This is a genomic window from Pseudocitrobacter corydidari, from assembly GCF_021172065.1.
Lineage (GTDB): Bacteria > Pseudomonadota > Gammaproteobacteria > Enterobacterales > Enterobacteriaceae > Pseudocitrobacter > Pseudocitrobacter corydidari.
Map to the genome: position 1 here is coordinate 1,429,788 of NZ_CP087880.1, position 19,589 is coordinate 1,449,376.

At 53.0% G+C, this 19,589-nt stretch carries 22 protein-coding genes and 1 tRNA gene; 10 read left to right on the forward strand and 13 right to left on the reverse strand.

Features of this window, described 5'->3' with window-relative positions; all coding sequences use genetic code 11:
* Nucleotides 1–65: 65 nt before the first annotated feature.
* Complete coding sequence (locus G163CM_RS06605; RefSeq protein ID WP_231827314.1) at nucleotides 66–665, forward strand: TetR family transcriptional regulator; 600 nt, start codon at nucleotides 66–68, stop codon at nucleotides 663–665.
* Here the strand turns inward: G163CM_RS06605 and G163CM_RS06610 are convergent.
* The 4 genes from G163CM_RS06610 to G163CM_RS06625 form a co-directional block, all read right to left on the reverse strand.
* Complete coding sequence (locus G163CM_RS06610) at nucleotides 642–1,907, reverse strand: Y-family DNA polymerase (RefSeq protein ID WP_231827315.1); 1,266 nt, start codon at nucleotides 1,905–1,907, stop codon at nucleotides 642–644. The genes G163CM_RS06605 and G163CM_RS06610 overlap by 24 nt on opposite strands.
* A 2-nt stretch (nucleotides 1,908–1,909) precedes the next feature.
* Nucleotides 1,910–2,326: a translesion error-prone DNA polymerase V autoproteolytic subunit gene (gene umuD, locus G163CM_RS06615; protein WP_231827316.1), complete on the reverse strand. Its 417-nt coding sequence runs from the start codon at nucleotides 2,324–2,326 to the stop codon at nucleotides 1,910–1,912.
* 178 nt (nucleotides 2,327–2,504) lie between these two features.
* A complete protein-coding gene (locus G163CM_RS06620; RefSeq protein WP_231827317.1) occupies nucleotides 2,505–3,791 on the reverse strand; it encodes a citrate synthase in 1,287 nt (428 codons plus the stop codon).
* A gap of 244 nt (nucleotides 3,792–4,035) precedes the next feature.
* On the reverse strand, nucleotides 4,036–4,191 hold the full coding sequence (locus G163CM_RS06625; protein WP_149465145.1) for a Hok/Gef family protein: 156 nt from the start codon (nucleotides 4,189–4,191) through the stop codon (nucleotides 4,036–4,038).
* Between the two features lie 389 nt (nucleotides 4,192–4,580).
* Here G163CM_RS06625 and G163CM_RS06630 point away from each other — a divergent pair, with 389 nt between their 5' ends.
* A complete protein-coding gene (locus tag G163CM_RS06630) occupies nucleotides 4,581–4,742 on the forward strand; it encodes a hypothetical protein (protein ID WP_231827318.1) in 162 nt (53 codons plus the stop codon).
* A gap of 423 nt (nucleotides 4,743–5,165) precedes the next feature.
* Here G163CM_RS06630 and G163CM_RS06635 read toward each other — a convergent pair whose 3' ends face one another.
* Nucleotides 5,166–5,666, reverse strand: coding sequence for a hypothetical protein (locus G163CM_RS06635; protein WP_231827319.1), 501 nt, complete (start codon nucleotides 5,664–5,666; stop codon nucleotides 5,166–5,168).
* A 287-nt stretch (nucleotides 5,667–5,953) separates the two neighbouring features.
* On the opposite strand from G163CM_RS06635, the gene G163CM_RS06640 reads away from it, so the two are divergent.
* The 3 genes from G163CM_RS06640 to G163CM_RS06650 all read left to right on the forward strand — a co-directional run bounded on the left by G163CM_RS06640 (nucleotide 5,954) and on the right by G163CM_RS06650 (nucleotide 7,285).
* Entirely contained in the window at nucleotides 5,954–6,313 is a 360-nt protein-coding gene (locus G163CM_RS06640; RefSeq protein ID WP_231827320.1) for a DUF4156 domain-containing protein, read from the forward strand.
* A 173-nt stretch (nucleotides 6,314–6,486) separates the two neighbouring features.
* Nucleotides 6,487–6,720, forward strand: coding sequence for a hypothetical protein (locus G163CM_RS06645; RefSeq protein ID WP_015964496.1), 234 nt, complete (start codon nucleotides 6,487–6,489; stop codon nucleotides 6,718–6,720).
* Nucleotides 6,721–7,024: 304 nt separating this feature from the next.
* Complete coding sequence (locus G163CM_RS06650; RefSeq protein ID WP_231827321.1) at nucleotides 7,025–7,285, forward strand: hypothetical protein; 261 nt, start codon at nucleotides 7,025–7,027, stop codon at nucleotides 7,283–7,285.
* Nucleotides 7,286–7,337: 52 nt separating this feature from the next.
* On the opposite strand, the gene patD is transcribed toward G163CM_RS06650, so the two are convergent.
* The 6 genes from patD to G163CM_RS06680 form a co-directional block, all read right to left on the reverse strand.
* On the reverse strand, nucleotides 7,338–8,762 hold the full coding sequence (gene patD / locus G163CM_RS06655) for an aminobutyraldehyde dehydrogenase (RefSeq protein WP_231827322.1): 1,425 nt from the start codon (nucleotides 8,760–8,762) through the stop codon (nucleotides 7,338–7,340).
* Between the two features lie 22 nt (nucleotides 8,763–8,784).
* Entirely contained in the window at nucleotides 8,785–9,591 is an 807-nt protein-coding gene (locus G163CM_RS06660; protein WP_015964500.1) for an ABC transporter permease, read from the reverse strand.
* On the reverse strand, nucleotides 9,581–10,522 hold the full coding sequence (locus G163CM_RS06665; protein WP_231827323.1) for an ABC transporter permease: 942 nt from the start codon (nucleotides 10,520–10,522) through the stop codon (nucleotides 9,581–9,583). The genes G163CM_RS06660 and G163CM_RS06665 overlap by 11 nt, the downstream gene beginning before the upstream one ends.
* Complete coding sequence (locus G163CM_RS06670) at nucleotides 10,523–11,536, reverse strand: ABC transporter ATP-binding protein (protein ID WP_231827324.1); 1,014 nt, start codon at nucleotides 11,534–11,536, stop codon at nucleotides 10,523–10,525.
* Between the two features lie 17 nt (nucleotides 11,537–11,553).
* Nucleotides 11,554–12,699, reverse strand: coding sequence for a putative ABC transporter substrate-binding protein YdcS (ydcS, locus tag G163CM_RS06675; RefSeq protein ID WP_231827325.1), 1,146 nt, complete (start codon nucleotides 12,697–12,699; stop codon nucleotides 11,554–11,556).
* Nucleotides 12,700–12,972: 273 nt separating this feature from the next.
* Nucleotides 12,973–14,385: an aminotransferase-like domain-containing protein gene (locus G163CM_RS06680; RefSeq protein ID WP_015964504.1), complete on the reverse strand. Its 1,413-nt coding sequence runs from the start codon at nucleotides 14,383–14,385 to the stop codon at nucleotides 12,973–12,975.
* Between the two features lie 328 nt (nucleotides 14,386–14,713).
* On the opposite strand from G163CM_RS06680, the gene G163CM_RS06685 reads away from it, so the two are divergent.
* Nucleotides 14,714–14,911: an ECs_2282 family putative zinc-binding protein gene (locus tag G163CM_RS06685; protein ID WP_231827326.1), complete on the forward strand. Its 198-nt coding sequence runs from the start codon at nucleotides 14,714–14,716 to the stop codon at nucleotides 14,909–14,911.
* Between the two features lie 458 nt (nucleotides 14,912–15,369).
* On the opposite strand, the gene G163CM_RS06690 is transcribed toward G163CM_RS06685, so the two are convergent.
* Nucleotides 15,370–16,305: a nickel/cobalt efflux protein RcnA gene (locus tag G163CM_RS06690; protein WP_231827327.1), complete on the reverse strand. Its 936-nt coding sequence runs from the start codon at nucleotides 16,303–16,305 to the stop codon at nucleotides 15,370–15,372.
* Nucleotides 16,306–16,428: 123 nt separating this feature from the next.
* On the opposite strand from G163CM_RS06690, the gene rcnR reads away from it, so the two are divergent.
* Nucleotides 16,429–16,701 carry a Ni(II)/Co(II)-binding transcriptional repressor RcnR gene (gene rcnR / locus G163CM_RS06695; protein WP_231827328.1) on the forward strand — a complete coding sequence of 91 codons (273 nt, stop codon included), beginning with the start codon at nucleotides 16,429–16,431 and terminating at the stop codon, nucleotides 16,699–16,701.
* A gap of 10 nt (nucleotides 16,702–16,711) precedes the next feature.
* On the opposite strand, the gene G163CM_RS06700 is transcribed toward rcnR, so the two are convergent.
* Nucleotides 16,712–16,787: transfer RNA gene (locus tag G163CM_RS06700), tRNA-Glu, on the reverse strand.
* Nucleotides 16,788–17,036: 249 nt separating this feature from the next.
* On the opposite strand from G163CM_RS06700, the gene G163CM_RS06705 reads away from it, so the two are divergent.
* The 3 genes from G163CM_RS06705 to G163CM_RS06715 are packed head-to-tail and all read left to right on the forward strand — an operon-like array spanning nucleotide 17,037 to nucleotide 19,569.
* Nucleotides 17,037–18,434, forward strand: coding sequence for a cytochrome ubiquinol oxidase subunit I (locus tag G163CM_RS06705; protein ID WP_231827329.1), 1,398 nt, complete (start codon nucleotides 17,037–17,039; stop codon nucleotides 18,432–18,434).
* Nucleotides 18,434–19,444 carry a cytochrome d ubiquinol oxidase subunit II gene (gene cydB / locus G163CM_RS06710; RefSeq protein ID WP_231827330.1) on the forward strand — a complete coding sequence of 337 codons (1,011 nt, stop codon included), beginning with the start codon at nucleotides 18,434–18,436 and terminating at the stop codon, nucleotides 19,442–19,444. Before G163CM_RS06705 ends, cydB begins: the two co-directional genes overlap by 1 nt.
* Nucleotides 19,444–19,569 (forward strand): DUF2474 domain-containing protein, encoded by a 126-nt coding sequence (locus G163CM_RS06715; RefSeq protein ID WP_231827331.1) that lies wholly within the window; start codon nucleotides 19,444–19,446, stop codon nucleotides 19,567–19,569. The genes cydB and G163CM_RS06715 overlap by 1 nt, the downstream gene beginning before the upstream one ends.
* Nucleotides 19,570–19,589: the final 20 nt, after the last annotated feature.

A 19,589-nucleotide genomic window follows, 5' to 3' on the forward strand; every position in this document is an offset into this window, starting at 1 on the left:
GGAAAGTTGAACAACTGTCCAGCTTTTTGTTAAACTCGTTGCGCGGTTATTGAGGATGAAAAATTATGGGTTATCTGAGTAAGGACGAACGACGGGAAGAAATTATGCAGGCGGCGATGCGCGTGGCGCTGGCCGAAGGTTTCCCGGCAATGACCGTCAGGCGGATCGCTACGGAAGCCAACGTTGCCACAGGCCAGGTCCATCACCATTTTGCTTCGGCAGGCGAACTCAAAGCCCAGGCGTTTATTCGCTTAACCCGTACCCTGCTGGATGCTAATCCGTTGCCGGAAAACGCCACGTGGCGTGAACGCTTATGCTCGATGCTTGGCAGCGATGACGGCGGGTTTGAGCCCTATATTCGCCTCTGGCGGGAAGCGCAGCTGATTGCCGCGAAAGATCCCGACATCAAGGCTGCTTATATTCTCACCATGCATATCTGGCATGATGAAACCACGGCGATTATCCGCCAGGGCCACGCGGCGCAGGAGTTTACGCTGCGCGATAGCCCCGAGCACATTGCCTGGCGGCTGATTGCGCTGGTTTGTGGGCTGGACGGCATGTACGCGCTGGGCATGACGGATATTAACGACGACGCCTTTGACCAGCATCTGGAAGCGGCGATCGCGCTGGAACTGTTTTCACTACCGCGCACACACAATATCTGACATGCGCGTGGTATAACGCGGCGAGAGCAGTTCTCGTTTCATCTGCCACGGCTGCGCGATACCTTGCCCGGCAAAATAGAGCGTCCCGCGCCCGGTCTTATGATTAATCGCATCCAACACGTTCATTAATGCTTCACTGTCCGCGCGCGGCGCGTTGTCATCAAACAGATTCAGCTGTGCAACGCCCTGGCTGAAAAAATCCCCCAGCATGACGCCCGCTTTCTGATAACGTCGCCCTTCTTTCCAGATAACCTCCAGACAGCGCGTCGCGGCATGGATAATATCGCGGCTATCCTGGGTGGGCGTCAGCAGCTTTACCGATGCACTGTTGCCGTAATAGGGCTGCCCGGCGGCAAACGGCGATGTTTTAATAAATGCCGAAATAAACCGACAATACTGATGTTCCTGACGCAGCTTCTCCGCCGCCCGGCAGGCGTACTCGCAGATAGCCTGACGCATATCTTCGTAATCCGTTACCGGCGCACCAAATGAGCGGGAGCTAATGATGTCTTGCTTCACCGGCACAAACTCTTCCAGTTCCAGGCACGGTTCACCGCGTAATTCGCGCACCGTGCGCTCCAGCACCACGCTGAAATGTTTGCGAATAAAGCGGATGTCCGTATCCGCGAGATCCAAAACGGTCTTGATACCCATCGCTTCCAGCTTTTTGCCGATCCGCCGCCCAATGCCCCATACTTCGCTGACCGGAAACGCCGCCATCAGTTTACGCTGCCGTTCGAGACTGGAGAGATCAACCACGCCGCCCGTTTGATGCTGCCATTTTTTGGCGGCATGATTTGCAAGCTTGGCGAGGGTTTTGGTTTGCGCGATCCCCACGCCTACCGTCAGATGGGTGCGTTGAGCAATAGTCTGCCGAATCTCCCGACCAAAATCGGTTAAATCACGACAATTTCTGACACCGGTAAGATCGCAAAATGCTTCATCGATACTGTAGATCTCCACACGCGGCGCCAGTTCTTCCAGGGTGAACATCACCCGCTCCGACATATTGGCATACAGCTCATAATTACTGCTGAATGCCACCACGCCATGACGCCGGAACTGCTCCTTCTGTTTAAAATAGGGCACGCCCATCGCCACCAGCGATTTCGCCTCTGCGCTACGGGCAATGACGCAGCCGTCGTTATTTGACAGTACTACCACCGGTTTGCCTTTGAGATCCGGCCTGAACACCGTTTCGCAGGAGGCATAAAAACTGTTCACATCCACCAGCGCAAACATAGTCAGCAGGCCGCTTTCACGATAAACGTCACCACACCAAAGATATCCAGCGGCATATCTTCGTTAATGCAGATAGGCGCATAGGCCGGATTACAGGGCACTAACTGGATCACCGGACGCAGTTGTAACCGCTTGACGGTAAATTCGCCATCGATAGCGGCGATAATAATATCGCCGTGTCTGGCGGTTCTCGCGCTGTCAACGACCAGCAAATCACCATTGCCGATACCCGCGTCGATCATCGAATCGCCCGTGGCGCGGATAAAATAGGTCGCGCTGGGATGCGCCACCATAAATTCGTTGAGATCGATTCCCCGCTCAACGTAGTCGCGTGCCGGGCTGGGAAAGCCGCATGGCACTAATTCACTGAAAAGAGGCGTAATTACGCTCTCGCGTTGTTCTGCAAGTTTGTACATCATGACCGTAAACACCAGATACTGTTTTTATATACAGTAGTAGTATTCATAAAGCTGATCAAGATGTGCTGAGGTACGAACGGTTAACCTATCACCGTTTTATCGATAAGTTTTTAATGTTCAGGAATATTAGTTTTGTAAATAATTCAGCCCTCAGACGAGGGCTGGCAAAGCGAGTTCGTTATTTACTGCTGCGGCGAGAGACATAATCCCGTTGCGTTTCGCCGGTATAAATCTGGCGCGGACGGTAGATAGTCAGCGGGGACTGATGCATTTCGTTCCAGTGAGCCACCCAACCCAGCGTACGGCCCACCGCGGCTACCACCACAAACATGGAAGATGGCAGGCCCATCGCTTTCAGGATCACCGCAGTGTAGAAATCCACGCTTGGCGACAATCCATTTTCAACAAACCAGGGATCGGTCAACGCCACTTCTTCGAGCGCCATCGCAACCTGTAGCAGACTGTCGGACATCCCCTGCTCCTTCAGCACACAATGACAGGTATCGCGCAGGATCGCCGCACGAGGATCAAGATTGCGATAACGCGAGTTACCAAATCCCAAACGGCGAAACGCCTGCGGGTCCCGCTTCGCATTGCGAAGGAACGCCGGTACCTGATCGACCGTTTCAATCTCTTCCAGCATGCGCATGCTGGCTTCATTCGCACCACCGTGCATCGGGCCCCACAGTGAGGCCAGCCCTGCCGCCACGCAGGCGAACAGATTCGCACCCGATGACCCGGCCGCGCGAACCGTCGTGGTCGATGCGCACTGACCATGATCGGCGTGCAGTACCAGAATCTGGTTCATCGCCTGTTCAATCACCGGATTAAGCTGATATTTCTCCGCGGGAATCGCAAACAGCATGTGCAGGAAATTGCCCGCATAGGAGAGATCGTTACGCGGATATTGCGCGGGTTGTTCGATGGTAAATTTATAGCTCATTGCCGCAAGCGTCGGCATTTTAGACAGTAATCGCGTAGCCGCCAGCGCCCGGTGTTCGGGATTTTCCACATCCAGCACATCGTGATAGAACGCCGCCAGCGCCCCCACCATGGCGCACATCAACGCCATCGGATGCGAGTCGCGACGAAAACCGCTGCACATCTTTGACATCTGCTCATGCACCAGCGTGTGCCGCGTAATGTTTTGTCGGAAGGCCTGATAACGGGATTCGTCCGGTGCGTGGCCTTCCAGCAAAATGTAAGCCACTTCCAGAAAGTCGCACTGACTGGCCAGTTGCTCAACCGGGTAACCACGGTGTAGCAGAATGCTTTTTTCCGTATCGATATAGGAAATCGCTGACTGACAGCCCGCCGTGTTAGAAAAACCGGGATCAAAGCCGTATAAGCGAGACTGATTCAGCGCCCGGATATCCATACCATCGTGCCCAAGCGTTGCTGACACGCGGTCCAGTATCACAGGCTCCTGCCCGTCCAAAGAAAGCGTTAGTGGTTTAGCACCCATCGGTAAGTGTCCCCTGTGCAATACGAAGCCATAACCTGAGGTAATATTTCAGGCAGAAAAACCAACATAACCAGAGCGATGGGGCGATTCTTTGATGTAAACGGCTAAAACGACGATAAAACGTGCGATGGATAAAAAACGGAGGTTTTTTTATGGCTGCTTGTTCAAAAACTCAAAAAAAAGGGTGCATTGAAGATACCTGCCAGCACATGAGATTGGCGGGGATAACTCCCCGCCTTGTCTCTTACTGTTTGGAGTCACACGCGGTGAAAACAGCAACCTCCGTTTGGTTTGTCCGGAAGTGGACCTCGCAGAGATCCTTCCGCATCGCCAACACCGCAAAAATCACGGTGATACAGATGATAACCAGGGCAATTAAGCCCGAACGCTGCCGTTTCATAGCCTGCTTCTCCTTGACCCGTAGGTCTGTAAGAGGCTAATCTTCATGTGTCGCATGTAGAAATCGCCTCAGATTAATATTTAACGTCTTGCAGGACGCTGAATGTGGTCTGGGGCTTTTCTCTATCTGCCGCTTGGTATTTGCCTGAGACAGATAGCCTCAAGCACCCGACGCAATATTACCTCTTCTGTTCTCTACTCCCGCAGTCTGAAAGCGGACTTGCCGTACTGTTCACTCGTCATCAATCCAGGCATTTCACCCACGGAATAAAACGGTTGAAGAACCAGCAATCAGGGAGATTCTGTGAAGATTACAGCTCGTTGCGATCCTGATATATAGACCTGTGTTATACATGCCGCGTTCAATTAGAGAATGTATCAGGAAGCGTTATGAAAAAATTTGCGATGGTCTTTGCCATTATTCTGGCGACGGCAACCGTCAGCGGTTGCGCACCATGGTGGGGGCCGGGTGGGCACGGTGGTCCTGGCGGACATGGAGGCCAACACTCAGGTGGGCCAGGCAATGGTCACGGGGGGCCTGGCGGTCGCTAGCGCTGTGTAATGCCAACAGGTATAGCCCAAAGATAAACCGCCCGGGGGCGGTTTATGAACGTCTGATTCAATGATGTGCTAATTCGCCAGAGCTATGTCTGGGGCCTAGTCGCCCTGCTTCCTTCAAGATTTCCTCAATGAGTTCCTCAAGGCACTCTTTACCATGATGGTCGCATACCAGATGTATCTGCCGTGATATCTCTTCTGTCTGCATGCCATCACACAAGGCGGATTTGAGCATTACCGCTGCCCAGCGTTTCGCTTCAGAGTGAGTTAACATACCCCCTCCCGATTCAGGATATCTCTCTAAGCGTAGTCTTCGCAGAAAAAAACTCCAGCAAATGAATAATCACTATGAGAAACAGAATATTTCAAATATGTCGACGTCTTGCATGCGGAGAAAAACGCGATAACGCGGTGTACTCAGTGAAGCTGTGTCGAAAACGCAGGGAAAATCAGCCCAGGTTTGTCCAGTCTGAGGTTAATGTAATCAAATCGAGCAAAACCGACACGGGGAATAATAATTTTTCGTAACGCTCTGTACTGAACTAAGGTCACCAATATCAATCTGTAGTGTCGGTCAATGAAAGAGAGTAATTCTCTATCGTTTAAACCATCGTCAACTTTCTCGATAAACCAAAGCGCCCACTGACGCTGCGTATATATATGTTCAACACGGATGGCATGCCCCAGTTGAAGAGATAACGTCACACCGATAGTACGTTCCGCAGTAGAGGATTTTTTTAAATCAATGACTCTCGTCAGGCCATATTTACGTCTACAGCTGAGAAAATCCAGAAGGCAGGAAACAGAACTTAGCGCCCCTTTTTCATCACTAAGCCCATGGGTATTCATGGTTTTTCTAAGTTCGATACAGTCCCGAAGGGCTGTCAATAGAATATAATCACATACGTTGTCGTTCATGCTTCCCTCGGTAAGTGGGTGGAAGCAGGACGTATTATTAAATCTTTGCTTCGTTAACTCACTATAGTTCAGATTGAAAAATCCGAAAAGAATTAACTATAAATTTACAATTTATAAACACAAAAAACCAACAAGATGGCCATTCTTACTGCATCAGAAAAATCGAAAAAGACAAATTGATTGCCTACTACTCATTAAGGATTAGTCACTTACATTAATTACTGACATTGATTATCACTAAAAACTGGATTAGCCTATGTCAGAAAAATCGCAATCGGATAGTCACAATGAAAAAAACCATGATAGCACTTTTTGTTCTCGGCCTGGCTGGCTGTAGTGCAAATAGCGTACAGAGTAATGCTGCACACGTTAGAGTCACCAATAATGAACCGGGTCGCGAATGTAAATTCCTCGGCGACATCACCGGGAGCCAGGGTAACTTCTTTACTGGCGGCTGGACATCAAACAGCAATCTTGAAACTGGCGCGCGTAACGATCTGAAAAACAAAGCGGCAGATATGGGAGGAAATGTGGTCGCGCTCATTACCCAAAGAGCGGGTCAAACCGGTAGTGCTTACGGCGGTACGGGTTCATCTGAACAAACCAATGTTACTTTATCTGGCAATGTTTATCGCTGCCCAGAATAAAAGCCAGGCCCTGCACAGGGCCTTTATTTTATTTAATAGCTAAAACCACATATTCAAATTATCACCCCAAATAAAGTTGGCCATAAAGAAAATTCTCATAATAAATTCAGCGTTAAAAAATAATCTAGAATTAATTATGAGGTTTTCATCAACGTGAAATGGAGGATTAACAATTGTCTATTCAACACGACGAAAAAGGCCAGGTTGTTATTGGAGAAGCTGCACTCGCCCTTGCACTTAGCGAGAAAGAGATTAGCGTAAATGCACTCATTATGCAGTTATCCCGGATGGAAGCAGGTTGCGTAACGGACGAACGGATACAGTCGATCGTCAAAGCCAGAAACTGGCTGATGAGCTTTGAGTATCCTCAGGAAGCCGCGGCATGCCTGCCCTATCTTAACAGCTAATGTGAACTGTCTTTATCTCGAGTAGAAGAGATATTCATGGACGTAGTCCGGTTTCCACCGGAAAACGGCGAAGACAACCTCAACGGTTACGCGCAAGCGTTTTCCGGCTGGAATATCTGTCACGGATGACGCTTTTATTCATTAATTTAATAACAACGAGTATTTCCGGAATAGTAAATCTTACACCATGAGATAATCAGACTTTTCTGTCAAAAACACGTCTCTCATCCCCTCACATTAATCTAAACTATAGTTTTAATGTAACAAAAAAAATCTTCATCCTTCCTGATGACCAGGAGATAAAATGTCTGATTTAAATGAACGCGTTGAAACGCTAGAAAAAACCATTGCCGACCTAAGCCTTGACCTTCAGGCGTCCAGGATTGCTATAACCGTATTAACGAACGTTATTAATAAGATGAGCGGTACCCCTGGATATGTAGCCAATTCGTATGAAGAAGAAAATAGCTCGGCCCCTTTGGTTAAGTTTAACCATCCGGAGCAGGATGGTTATGAGGAAAAGCTTACTGAAAAAGTGTTGGCACTGATTGCCAAAACACACTGATTCAAAGCGCGATAAAGGAAGTGGCTGTGTAAATTCAGCCACTTCCCGGCCCTTAATGCTTCACCATGATATGCCGCACGACCGTATAATCCTCCAGCCCGTACAGTGACATATCCTTGCCGTATCCCGACAGTTTCTGCCCGCCATGCGGCATTTCGCTCACCAGCATAAAGTGGGTATTGACCCAGGTGCAGCCATATTGCAACCGCGCGCTGACGCGATGTGCGCGACCGACATCCTGCGTCCACACAGAGGACGCCAGTCCATACTGTGAGTCGTTCGCCCACGTCAGCACCTGCGCTTCATCATCAAATGCGGTCACACTCACCACCGGGCCGAATACTTCACGTTGGACGATATCGTCCTGCTGCTTTGCGCCCGCCAGCAGCGTCGGCAGGAAGTAATAACCTTTACTCTCAGCCTTATGACCGCCCGCGATCACCTTGACGTGCGGCAGCGCTTTCGCTTTGTCTACCGCCGCGCTAACACGCTCAAGATGGGCAATCGAACTCAGTGGCCCCAGTTCCGTACTCTCATCATTCGGATCGCCAATTTTCAGGCTGGCCACCGCTGCGCCGAGTTTTTCAACCAACCGCTCATAAACCCCTTTCTGCGCATAGATACGACAGGCAGCGGTACAATCCTGCCCGGCATTGTAGAAACCGAAGGTGCGCACGCCCTCAACCACGGCATCAATATCCGCGTCATCAAAGACGATCACCGGCGCTTTCCCGCCCAGTTCCATGTGCGTACGTTTTACCGAGGAGGCAGTATGCGCAATGATGTGCTCCCCGGTGGCGATGGAACCGGTCAGCGACACCATGCGAACTTTAGAGTGTCCGGTCAGCGGATCGCCCACCGTCTTGCCTCGCCCAAACAGCACGTTCAGCACGCCTGCCGGGAAGATATCTTTCGCCAGTTCAGCCAGCGCCAGCGCGGTCAGTGGCGTGATTTCAGACGGTTTGATCACCACGCAGTTGCCCGCCGCCAGCGCCGGGGCCAGCTTCCAGGCCGCCATCATTAGCGGATAGTTCCACGGGGCGATAGAGGCGACCACGCCGACCGGATCGCGACGGATCATCGACGTGTGCCCTTCCAGATATTCTCCCGCCGCCAGGCCATTGAGGCAACGCGCCGCACCGGCAAAGAAGCGGAAGACATCAACAATGGCCGGAAGCTCATCATTCAGTACGCAGTGCAGCGGTTTACCGCAGTTCAGAGACTCTAATTTTGCCAGCGTCTGAGCATGCGCTTCGATGGTATCCGCCAGTTTTAACAGACATTCCGCGCGGTGCTTCGGCGTGGTTTGCCCCCACTCGACGAAGGCACGGTCAGCCGCTTCCACGGCCGCGTTCACCTGCTGAGGAGACGCTTCGGCTATCTCCAGCAATACCGCACCCGTTGCCGGGTTGTACACGGGCTGCGTCTCGCCTTCACCCGCTACCAGCTCGCCATTAATCAATAAGTTATGTTGCATCGCTGTATCCTGTCTGATTGAGTTATTTACCACCGCTGGCCGCTGTCTCATCATCACGAGTCAGCCACCATGCCCCTAAAATCGGTATTGCTGTAATCATCATCACCAGAAGCGCTACGACGTTGGTGACCGGAACATCTCGCGGCCTGCCCAGCTGATTTAACAACCACAGCGGCAACGTGCGCTCATGGCCTGCCGTAAAGGTCGTCACGATGATTTCATCAAACGACAGCGCGAAAGCCAGCATTCCGCCCGCCAGCAGTGCGGAGCCCAGATTCGGCAGAACGACATAGCGAAAGGTTTGCCAACCGCTGGCCCCGAGATCCATCGATGCCTCGACCAGGCTCCATGAGGTTCTACGAAAACGCGCAATCACGTTATTGAATACCACCACCACGCAAAACGTGGCGTGCCCTATCACTATCGTCAGCAGACCGGGTTCAAGCCCCACCGTTTTGAAGGCGCTGAGCAGAGCAAGACCCGTGACGATACCCGGCAAAGCAATCGGTAACAGCAGCAGCAACGAGATGGCGTTTTTGCCAAAAAACTCACTGCGCCAGAGCGCGGCGGCGGCCAGCGTACCCAGAACCAGCGCGATAGCCGTCGATAACGAGGCAATTTTAAGTGACAGTGTCACCGCCTCAAGGATATCGCTACGCCCGGCAGCTTCGCTAAACCAACGTAGCGTCAGCCCTTGCGGCGGGAAGCTAAATGCGGCGTCCTCGGTGTTGAAGGCGTAGATAGCGATAATCAACAGCGGGAAGTGAAGAAATACCACGCCGCCCCAGGCTGCGATACGAACGAACAACGGTGCGCGATTAGAGTGCATCGAAGGCTCCCAGGCGTTTCACAAACGCCAGATAAAGCGCAATCAGCACGATGGGGACCAGCGTAAACGCAGCGGCCATTGGCATATTGCCAATCGCCCCCTGCTGGGAATAGACCATATTGCCGATAAAATATCCCGGCGGCCCCACCAGCTGCGGCACAATAAAGTCGCCGAGCGTCAGTGAAAAGGTAAAGATGGAGCCTGCCGCCACGCCGGGGATCGCCAGCGGCAATACCACATAGCGAAACGTCTGGCGCGGGTGTGCGCCCAAATCGGCGGAGGCCTGCATCAGTGACGGCGGAAGACGCTCCAGCGCAGCCTGAATCGGCAGGATCATAAACGGCAGCCAGATATAGACGAACACCAGAAAGCGCCCGAGCCCGGAGGTGGATAGCGTATTTCCGCCGACGCCAGGCACGGTCAAAATTGCGCTCAACACGCCGCCGAGCCCCATATGGTTGAGAAACCACTGCGCCACGCCATCTTTCGCCAACAGCAGCGTCCAGGCGTACGCCTTAACGATATAGCTGGCCCACATCGGTAACATCACCGCGATATAGAAAAACGCCTTCATCTTTCCCGAAGTGTAGCGCGCCATGTACCACGCCATCGGAAATGCCAGAATGGCGCTGGCAATCGTCACCGCGATGGCCATGGTGAGCGTTCGCAAAATGATGTCGTAATTGGCCGGGTTAAACAGCGCCCGAAGATTCGCCAGCGTGAGATCCGGTGTTACTGACATGGTGAAATCGTCGAAGGTATAGACCCCCTGCCACAACAGTGTCAGCAGCGAACCAAAGTAAACGACGCCGAACCACATCAACGGGCCGAGCAACAATAAAAAGAGCCCCAGCGCGGGCTTGCGCCAGAACAAGCCCGAAAGCCGTGCGGAACTGGCGGAAGCACTGGATTTACTGATACTCATCTCCATTTACCTCCCTCCATCCAGCGGCACCATCGCGTCGCGCGCCCACGACGCCAGCACCGTCTGTCCGGTTTGCGGCCCGCTGGGGGTTAGATCCGTGGAGACGTTGGCTTCACTGACCAGCAGTTTTCCGCCACCTTCAAGCAGCAGTTCAAAACGCGTGGCGGCCCCCTGATACTGCACCGACTGCACCACGCCGCGAGCCTGAATTTCCCCTGGCGTATTCAGGCGAATATGTTCCGGGCGCAGCGACCAGTCACCGCTCATTCCGCAAAGGGTTGTCGCCTGCGCCGAATCAAAGACATTCGAGGTGCCGACAAACCCGGCGACAAATGGCGTGCGCGGACGCAGATAGAGTTCGCGCGGCGTGTCCACCTGCTCGATGCGACCGTTATTGAACACCGCAACCCGGCCAGACATCGACAGCGCTTCGCCCTGATCGTGGGTGACAAAAATAAAGGTGATCCCAAGTTCCTGTTGCAGCTTTTTCAACTCAACCTGCATCTGTTCACGCAGTTTGAGATCCAGCGCGCCCAGCGGTTCGTCCAGCAGCAGAACGCGCGGCTGATTGACCAGCGCACGCGCGATTGCCACGCGCTGACGCTGACCGCCGGAAAGCTGTGACGGTTTACGATCCCAGGCAAACCCCAGCGCCACCTGCTCCAGCGCCAGTCGCGCCCGCGCATGTCGCGCTTTCTTCGCCACGCCTTTCACCATCAGCCCATAGGCCACGTTGTCGAGAATCGACATATGCGGGAACAGCGCGTAATCCTGGAAAACCGTATTCACATCGCGCTCCCACGGCGGGAGTTCGCTGGCCTGACGGCCAAAAATAGAAATCGCGCCGCCTGAAAGCTGTTCAAAACCGGCAATCAGCCGCAGGCAGGTGGTTTTACCGGAGCCAGAAGGCCCCAGCATCGAAAAGAACTCCCCGTCGTGGATGGCAATACTGACGCCATCCACCGCACGAACCTCACCATACAGACGGGAGACATCATGAAACTCTACAGCGTACGTCATGTTTCACTCCCGGGCGATCAGCGGCCACCCATAATGGCGATGTAATCCTGCGTCCAGCGGCTGTAAGGCACATATTTCCCGCCTTCCGCCACCGGCGTTTTCCAGAATGCGATTTTGTCGAAGAAGTTATAGCCGTTGGTTTCACAGCCTTTTTCGCCCAGCAGCGGGCTGGCTTTACAGCCTTCCGCCACCACAGGCAGCGAGCCGAACCAGGCCGCGACATCACCCTGCACTTTTGGCGTCAGTGACCAGTTCATCCACTTGTACGCACAAACAGGATGTTTCGCCTCAGCATGCAGCATGGTGGTATCCGCCCAGCCGGTGACGCCTTCTTTCGGGAAGACCGTGGCAATCGGCTGACCTTCACCCTTCAGGCCGTTAGCCTGATACGGCCACGCGCTGGACGCCACCACGCCTTCGTTTTTAAAGTCGCTCATCTGGACAGTCGTATCGTGCCAGTAGCGGTGGATTAACCCATGCTGATCGCGCAGCACTTTCAGCACCGCCTGATACTGTTCTTCGGTCAGTTGATAAGGGTCATCAATGCCCAGCGCCGGTTGCGTGGCTTTCACGAACAACGCCGCATCGGCGATATAAATCGGGCCATCGTAGGCCTGAACGCGACCCTGGTTGGATTTGCCATCCGAAAGGTTTTGTTTCACAAAAACAACGTTCCAGGAGTCCGGCGGCGTTGGGAATATTTTGGTGTTATACATCAGCAGGTTTGGCCCCCACTGATACGGCGTACCGTACACTTTGCCGCCGACGTTAAACCAGGCGCCCTTTTCCAGACGCGGGTCGAGGGTTTTCCAGTTAGCGATCAGTTCAGGATTGATCGGCTGCACGCGTTTGCCCATAATCAGGCGCAGCGAGGCGTCGCCGGACGCGGTGACAAGGTCATAGCCGCCCTTCGCCATCAGGCTCACCATTTCATCTGACGTCGCGGCGGTTTTAACGTTAATTTTGCAGCCGCTCTCTTTTTCAAACTGGCTCACCCAATCGTACTGTTTATCGGTTTCGCCCCGTTCGATGTAACCCGGCCAGGCGATAATATCCAAACGCCCTTCTCCTTTATCGAGTGATTTAGGCGGTTCGGCGGCGTGCGCCACAGCGATAGTCATCCCGAGCGCGCACAGGCTGCTGCAGGCAAATTTCTTGCTCATAAAGATTTACTCCTGTCACAATGAAATTGAGCGGCAGCCGTGCCGTAAAAATATCTCCCTCACTAAAAATAGATGGCGTAACTCAAGGCCTCGCGGGCGCGAGAAGAAATTTGTGCAGGTTGTGACAAAGTACGCATTCCGCGTATATGAAAGGATGACCTGCTCAGAATATGGATTATAGACAAGGAGTTAGGGCGTGGTGCGGCTATGCGAATTTCCTATGACCGCGGCGGAATAAAATAACCCACGGCCATTGTTTGATCATACCAATAATTAATTCAGAAGCTGGCGAATGAGTTTACCGAGTATTTCCACTGCGCGATCTTCCCGCTCTCCCCAGCCCCACGCGGTATTAAAGCGGAAAAAGGACGCCCAGTTATCGGTGGTGGAAAACATTTTGCCCGGCGCAATGCTAATGTGATGTTCAAGCGCCATCGCGCTGAGTACGCCTGCGTCAATTCCGGCGGGCAATTCCAGCCATAAGAAATAACCGCTGTCGTTATGGTGAATTTTGACTTCCGGCGGCAAATGACGCAGTAACGCCTGCCACGCCAGCTGTTTACGTTCGGCCAGTTGACGCCGCAAGCGTCGCAAATGCGCGTCGTAACGTTTGGTGGCGAGATAATCCACCAATGCCATCTGCATCGGTGAACTGGTAGAGAGCGTACTCATCAACTGCAAATGCTGAATCCGCCTGGCGTGCTTGCCTGCCGCTACCCAGCCAATACGGAAACCCGGCACCAGGCACTTGGAAAAAGAGCTACAGTGCAGCGTCATGTCGTCGCGATCCCACGCCTTTGCAGGGAGGGGTTTATCACGGCCAAAGTAGAGTTCGCTGTACACATCGTCTTCTATCAGCGTCACATTGTGCGCCGTCAGCAACGCCACGAGCTGCGCTTTCTTCTCCGGAGACAGCGTGAAACCCAGCGGATTCTGGCTATTGGTCATCAGCCAGCAGGCTTTCACCGGATAATTTTGCAACGCCTGCGCCAGCGCATCGAGATCGATACCTTCTTTCACATCCGTCGCCACCGAGAGCGCCTTCAGTTTCAACCGTTCCAGAGCCTGCAACGCACCGTAGAAACAAGGGTTCTCAACAATCACCCAATCCCCCGGTTCAGTCACCGCCTGCAGGCTCAGATTCAGCGCCTCAAGCGCCCCGGCGGTGATCACTATCTCATCCGGAGAAACCGTTATGCCCTGCAACGCGTAACGCCTGGCGATAGCATGACGCAGCTCATCATTGCCCGGCGGCAGGTTTTCAATCACGCTCATCGCCGTGGCGGTTTTGCTTACCTGCGCCAGTGAGCGGTTTAGCTGCGGCAGTGGAAACAGCCGTGGGTCAGGGAACGCCGAGGCAAACGGCAGCACAGACGCATCGCGGCTGGCCTGTAATACCTCGAAAATATAGGTGTTGATATCAACGGCTTCATCACGCATCACCTGCACAGGCGGACGGCTGGGGCGCTGCACCACCGCACGCGGCGCAACGTAATAGCCCGACTGCGGGCGGGCGATGATTCGCCCCTGGCTTTCCAGCAACTGATAAGCATGACTGACGGTCATAAAACTCATGCCGCTGTTCACCACCTGCTCGCGCAGCGACGGTAGCCTGTCGCCGGGTTGCCAGACGCCGTTCTCTATCTGATCCGTCATCTGTTGCGCAAGCCGCTGGTATTTTTTCATCGCTTTGTCCGATTTACGATTGAGTAACCAGCATCTTATAACAGTTTTACAAAAACTTCATTTTCGCGTAACTGTTATGAATAGTCCGAAAGTGCGTTTTTTCTGAAGTACGTATTAGACATAAACACGATGAACAATAATCATGAGGGTATTCGACGACTACCCATCATGGGGAATGGTCAATTACCGCAGTAACAATAACACTGTGTTAAAGCGTACGGATTTGTAAAAAGTATTAAGAATCAGCAAAGAATGAAATCTTGACTGGAAAAGATGCGCTGATGAGATATGAATTATAGAGGACAGCAATATGGCGTTAAGGAGCGTTATGCAGGATCACACCTATTTATGCCCGGACTGTGAAGAACCCATATTTAAACCGGGCACAGTTATTTACACGCCAGAAGAGATTAGCAACTGTCACTGCCAACAATGTGGCCGTGCGTATACGCCAGAAGATGTCATCAACCAGGCGCGCAAAGCCGCCGCAGCCCTGCTGCGTAACGCTCTGTACTGCCAGGAATGAACGTCAGTGTTTACGCTTAGCGCCAGTATGTATGTCTTTTCTTGATTGGCCCACGGAATAACGAGGGAGCGGCTTTCTTACTGCGAGTCAATAACATAAGCAGTACACACATAAAGCTAATAAAACCTAAAAAAACGCCCTGACCTGCGGCGATCATTAGGTGCATTAAAGATGTATATTCAACGATCATATCAGCCAGACTTCTTTATACTCTTACTGCCCACTGCGGGTGGTTAAAAAATCAGCAAAAGAAAATGTGTAATTATCAGAAAAGGGTTTTATTAGCCGACGAAGAAAATGACACGTCGGTTAACCGGCGCAAATTATATGACAGGATGCGGTAAAAACGGAACTGCTAATTCTGGTAATCGCGCGATGCGTCACAGGAAAAAGATTGCAAAATGTTAAGTAAAAACCCAATCGTACATTTCCCATGACGCCACAATGATGCAGATTTGTTAATTCATCACGCCAGTATAGCCGTGGATCGCCATATATAACCCAACCGCACCAATCAATGCGCTGGAGAAATAAGGCGCGCGTCGGGCCAGGGTATCAAAACCGCGCCAACGTTTGGCGACCTGGCGAACGCTGACTGCCGCTCCAATCCCCACGGTGACCAGCGTCAACGCCAGCCCGATACTGAAACAAACCACCAGGGTTGCCCCCAGCGTCACCGCTTTAAGCTGGATGCAAATCAACAGTACGGTGATTGCAGCCGGGCACGGGATCAGCCCGCCCGTCAGACCAAACAGCAGAATTTGCCAGTTGGTGACCTCTTTACCGCTGAAGCGGCGCTTAATATCCGACGCATGCGCCAGGGCATGCGCGTCCTGATACTCCCGGGAGTTCACATCCAGCCCGGCAAACTCGGCATGTGCGTGGTGGTGATCGTCGTGATGATGATCATGTCCGTGGTGGTGGTCGTGGTCATGGTCGTGGTCGTGGTCGTGGTCGTGGTCGTGGTCGTGGTCGTGGTCGTGGTCGTGGTCGTGGTCGTGGTCGTGGTCGTGGTCGTGATGCACCTCTTCCTGCATTTGCAACAACCAGTTTTTCTCGCCGCGCCAGGTCCGCCAGAACATCCAGAAAGCAGTCGACAGAATAATGACGGCGGACACCAGTTGCAGCCAGGGTTCCGCCGATTCTGCAGTAAACTTATTGCTGATATACATCCCGCCGAAAGCAATCAACCAGACCACCATGGTATGAGAAAGCGTCGCCGCCAGCCCCAGCATCGCTGCCTGTCTTACCGTGCCTTTAATGGCGATGATAAAAGCCGCCATCATCGTTTTCGAATGCCCCGGCTCCAGCCCGTGAAGTGCACCAAGCAAAATGGCACTCGGAATGAAAAACCAGGCGTTTCCTTGCTGAAGAAGTGTTGTGAATTCGTTCATGAGAATAGTTATTGGTTAGAGATGGACGCACCGAATTCTACTCCCCCCCAGTACCGAATACTACCCCCCAGTAGAATGCTAATGCTATAATCAACATCGATTTTAAGTCAGAGAGATATCAGCATGTCGCATACTATTCGTGATAAACAGAAGCTTAAAGCCCGTGCCAGCAAGATTCAGGGTCAGGTGGTGGCGCTCAAAAAAATGCTCGATGAGCCTCATGAATGTGCCGCCGTGCTACAACAAATCGCCGCTATTCGCGGTGCGGTGAACGGTTTAATGCGCGAAGTTATCAAAGGCCATCTGACGGAACATATCGTTCATCAGGGCGAAGAATTGAAGCGTGAAGAAGATCTTGAAGTGGTGCTGAAGGTGCTGGATTCCTATATCAAGTAATCCAGAAATGTGGACCGCCATCGAGGCCTCGAACCCCGTCCCTTCCAATCGAAAATCGTCTGCTCTTCCAGTTGAGCTAATGGCGGTTTGCTGTGTCATGCTGAACAACGAGCGGCAGAGTAATCCCCTCTACTTCAATGAAAGTTAAACAAAAATCCGGAACCGAAAAAGCTTAACTTTCCTTACATTTCGCTCAGTCATTCGCACGACTCCTCTCCCCCGGATGTATAACAGTTAACGCAACTGTTATCTAAAAACATCGCTTTGCTGTACATGTCACCGGATTGTTACGCACCTTACAATTTGACCGAACAAAAATTGATGCGGAGTTTTGCATGTTTGGTCTTGATGCGTTTCACCTGGCGCGAATACAGTTCGCCTTCACCGTCTCCTTTCACATTATCTTTCCCGCCATCACCATCGGGCTTGCCAGCTATCTGGCGGTGCTCGAAGGGTTATGGCTCAAAACCCGTCAGCCGGTCTGGCGTTCGCTCTACCATTTCTGGTCGAAGATTTTTGCCGTTAACTTTGGGATGGGCGTTGTTTCCGGGCTGGTAATGGCCTATCAGTTTGGCACCAACTGGAGCGGTTTCTCACAATTTGCAGGCAGTATTACCGGCCCGCTGCTCACCTATGAAGTGTTAACCGCCTTCTTCCTCGAAGCGGGTTTCCTCGGCGTGATGCTCTTTGGCTGGAATAAAGTCGGGCCGGGGTTACACTTCTTCGCGACCTGCATGGTGGCACTGGGTACGCTTATCTCAACGTTCTGGATCCTCGCGTCAAACAGCTGGATGCAAACACCGCAGGGCTTCGAGATCGTGAACGGCCAGGTTGTACCGGTTGACTGGTTCGCGGTGGTCTTCAACCCGTCATTCCCCTATCGCCTGTTACATATGACGGTGGCGGCTTTCCTGAGCAGCGCCCTGTTTGTCGGCGCATCTGCGGCCTGGCATCTGCTGCGCGGTAATAACACGCCCGCTATCCGCACCATGTTTTCGATGGCCCTGTGGATGACGCTTATCGTCGCGCCCATTCAGGCCATGATTGGTGATATGCACGGTCTGAATACGCTGAAACACCAGCCGTCAAAAATCGCCGCCATTGAAGGTCACTGGGAAAATCCGCCGGGCGAGCCTACACCGCTGCTGCTGTTTGGCTGGCCCGATATGGAGCAGGAACGTACCCGCTACGGCCTGGAGATCCCCGCGCTGGGAAGCTTAATCCTCACCCATAGCCTCGACAAACAGGTCCCGGCGCTGAAGGAGTTTGCCAAAGAGGACCGCCCGAACTCCACTATCGTCTTCTGGTCGTTTCGCATTATGGCCGGTCTTGGCATGCTGATGCTGCTGTTAGGCGTCGCCGCGCTGTGGCTGCGCAAAAAGCAGCGCCTCTATGTTTCGCGCCCCTTCTTATGGTTTGCGTTGCTGATGGGGCCATCTGGCTTAATCGCCATTCTCGCAGGATGGGTCACCACCGAAGTGGGCCGGCAACCATGGGTAGTGTATGGCCTACAGCGTACGGCGGATGCGGTTTCCGCCCACGGAGATTTGCATATGAGCATCAGCCTGTTGGCCTTTTTTGTGGTCTACAGCTCGGTCTTCGGCGTCGGATACAGCTATATGGTGCGCCTGATCCGCAAAGGGCCGCAGGATTTTACTCCGCCCACTGACGGTACGCCTGCGCGTCCTCTTTCCGCCGCAATTACCCCTACTCATTCACAGGAGCAGCACTGATGGGCGTCGACCTCTCTATTATCTGGTTTGTGATTATCGTCTTCGCCACCCTGATGTACATCGTGATGGATGGTTTTGATTTGGGGATCGGTATTTTGTTCCCCTTCACCCGCGATGCCGTCGATCGCGATGTGATGGTAAACAGCGTCGCCCCGGTGTGGGACGGCAACGAAACCTGGCTGGTGCTGGGCGGCGCGGCGCTGTTTGGCGCGTTTCCGTTGGCCTATGCGGTAATCATCGATGCGCTGACCATCCCGTTATCGTTGATGCTGATCGGCCTGATTTTTCGCGGTGTGGCGTTTGAATTTCGCTTTAACGCGACGCCATCGCATCGCCCCTTCTGGGATAAAGCCTTTCTCGGCGGCTCTATTCTGGCGACATTCAGCCAGGGCGTAGTGGTCGGCGCGGTACTGAACGGTTTTCCGGTCGTTAACCGCACCTTCGCCGGTGGCCCCTTCGACTGGCTGACGCCGTTTACGCTGTTCTGCGGATTGGGTCTGGTCGTGGCCTATGCCTTGCTGGGCGCAACCTGGCTGATCATGAAAAGTGAAGATCCATTGCAACGTATTATGCGCCGCCACGCGCGTGGGCTTTTGCTGGCGCAGCTGGCGGTGATTGCGGTGATTAGCGCGTGGACGCCGCTGGCGCATCCGGCCATTGCACAACGCTGGTTTACGCTACCTAATCTGTGGTTCCTGTTGCCGGTTCCGTTGCTGGTGATGGCCGTAAGCCTGATCATCTGGCGTACGCTGGCCCGTCCGGAATGCCATGCCCAGCCGTTTGTCTTGACGCTGGTACTGATTTTCCTCGGTTTTAGCGGGCTTGGAATCAGCATCTGGCCGCATATTATTCCGCCCGATATCACCCTGTGGCAGGCCGCCGCGCCGACGCAAAGCCAGGGCTTTATGCTGATTGGCGCCCTGCTGATTATTCCCATTATTCTGGTTTATACCTTCTGGAGCTACTACGTCTTCCGTGGGAAAGTGCAACATGGCGAGGGGTATCACTGATGCAAAAATCATGGTTTCAGCGGCTATTCTGGCTGGCCGCAATCTGGGGCGGCAGCGTATTAACACTGGCCGTAGTGGGGTATTTATTTCGTTTAATGATGACGGCTGCCGGATTTAAATCCTGAGGATACGAGACACAATCGGT

Coding starts and splice junctions, on each gene's coding strand:
- G163CM_RS06605 (WP_231827314.1), top strand. CDS start 66: ATGGGTTATCTGAGTAAGGACGAACGACGGGAAGAAATTATGCAGGCG.
- G163CM_RS06610 (WP_231827315.1), bottom strand. CDS start 1,907: ATGTTTGCGCTGGTGGATGTGAACAGTTTTTATGCCTCCTGCGAAACG.
- umuD (WP_231827316.1), bottom strand. CDS start 2,326: ATGATGTACAAACTTGCAGAACAACGCGAGAGCGTAATTACGCCTCTT.
- G163CM_RS06620 (WP_231827317.1), bottom strand. CDS start 3,791: ATGGGTGCTAAACCACTAACGCTTTCTTTGGACGGGCAGGAGCCTGTG.
- G163CM_RS06625 (WP_149465145.1), bottom strand. CDS start 4,191: ATGAAACGGCAGCGTTCGGGCTTAATTGCCCTGGTTATCATCTGTATC.
- G163CM_RS06630 (WP_231827318.1), top strand. CDS start 4,581: ATGAAAAAATTTGCGATGGTCTTTGCCATTATTCTGGCGACGGCAACC.
- G163CM_RS06635 (WP_231827319.1), bottom strand. CDS start 5,666: ATGAACGACAACGTATGTGATTATATTCTATTGACAGCCCTTCGGGAC.
- G163CM_RS06640 (WP_231827320.1), top strand. CDS start 5,954: ATGAAAAAAACCATGATAGCACTTTTTGTTCTCGGCCTGGCTGGCTGT.
- G163CM_RS06650 (WP_231827321.1), top strand. CDS start 7,025: ATGTCTGATTTAAATGAACGCGTTGAAACGCTAGAAAAAACCATTGCC.
- patD (WP_231827322.1), bottom strand. CDS start 8,762: ATGCAACATAACTTATTGATTAATGGCGAGCTGGTAGCGGGTGAAGGC.
- G163CM_RS06660 (WP_015964500.1), bottom strand. CDS start 9,591: ATGCACTCTAATCGCGCACCGTTGTTCGTTCGTATCGCAGCCTGGGGC.
- G163CM_RS06665 (WP_231827323.1), bottom strand. CDS start 10,522: ATGGAGATGAGTATCAGTAAATCCAGTGCTTCCGCCAGTTCCGCACGG.
- G163CM_RS06670 (WP_231827324.1), bottom strand. CDS start 11,536: ATGACGTACGCTGTAGAGTTTCATGATGTCTCCCGTCTGTATGGTGAG.
- ydcS (WP_231827325.1), bottom strand. CDS start 12,699: ATGAGCAAGAAATTTGCCTGCAGCAGCCTGTGCGCGCTCGGGATGACT.
- G163CM_RS06680 (WP_015964504.1), bottom strand. CDS start 14,385: ATGAAAAAATACCAGCGGCTTGCGCAACAGATGACGGATCAGATAGAG.
- G163CM_RS06685 (WP_231827326.1), top strand. CDS start 14,714: ATGCAGGATCACACCTATTTATGCCCGGACTGTGAAGAACCCATATTT.
- G163CM_RS06690 (WP_231827327.1), bottom strand. CDS start 16,305: ATGAACGAATTCACAACACTTCTTCAGCAAGGAAACGCCTGGTTTTTC.
- rcnR (WP_231827328.1), top strand. CDS start 16,429: ATGTCGCATACTATTCGTGATAAACAGAAGCTTAAAGCCCGTGCCAGC.
- G163CM_RS06705 (WP_231827329.1), top strand. CDS start 17,037: ATGTTTGGTCTTGATGCGTTTCACCTGGCGCGAATACAGTTCGCCTTC.
- cydB (WP_231827330.1), top strand. CDS start 18,434: ATGGGCGTCGACCTCTCTATTATCTGGTTTGTGATTATCGTCTTCGCC.
- G163CM_RS06715 (WP_231827331.1), top strand. CDS start 19,444: ATGCAAAAATCATGGTTTCAGCGGCTATTCTGGCTGGCCGCAATCTGG.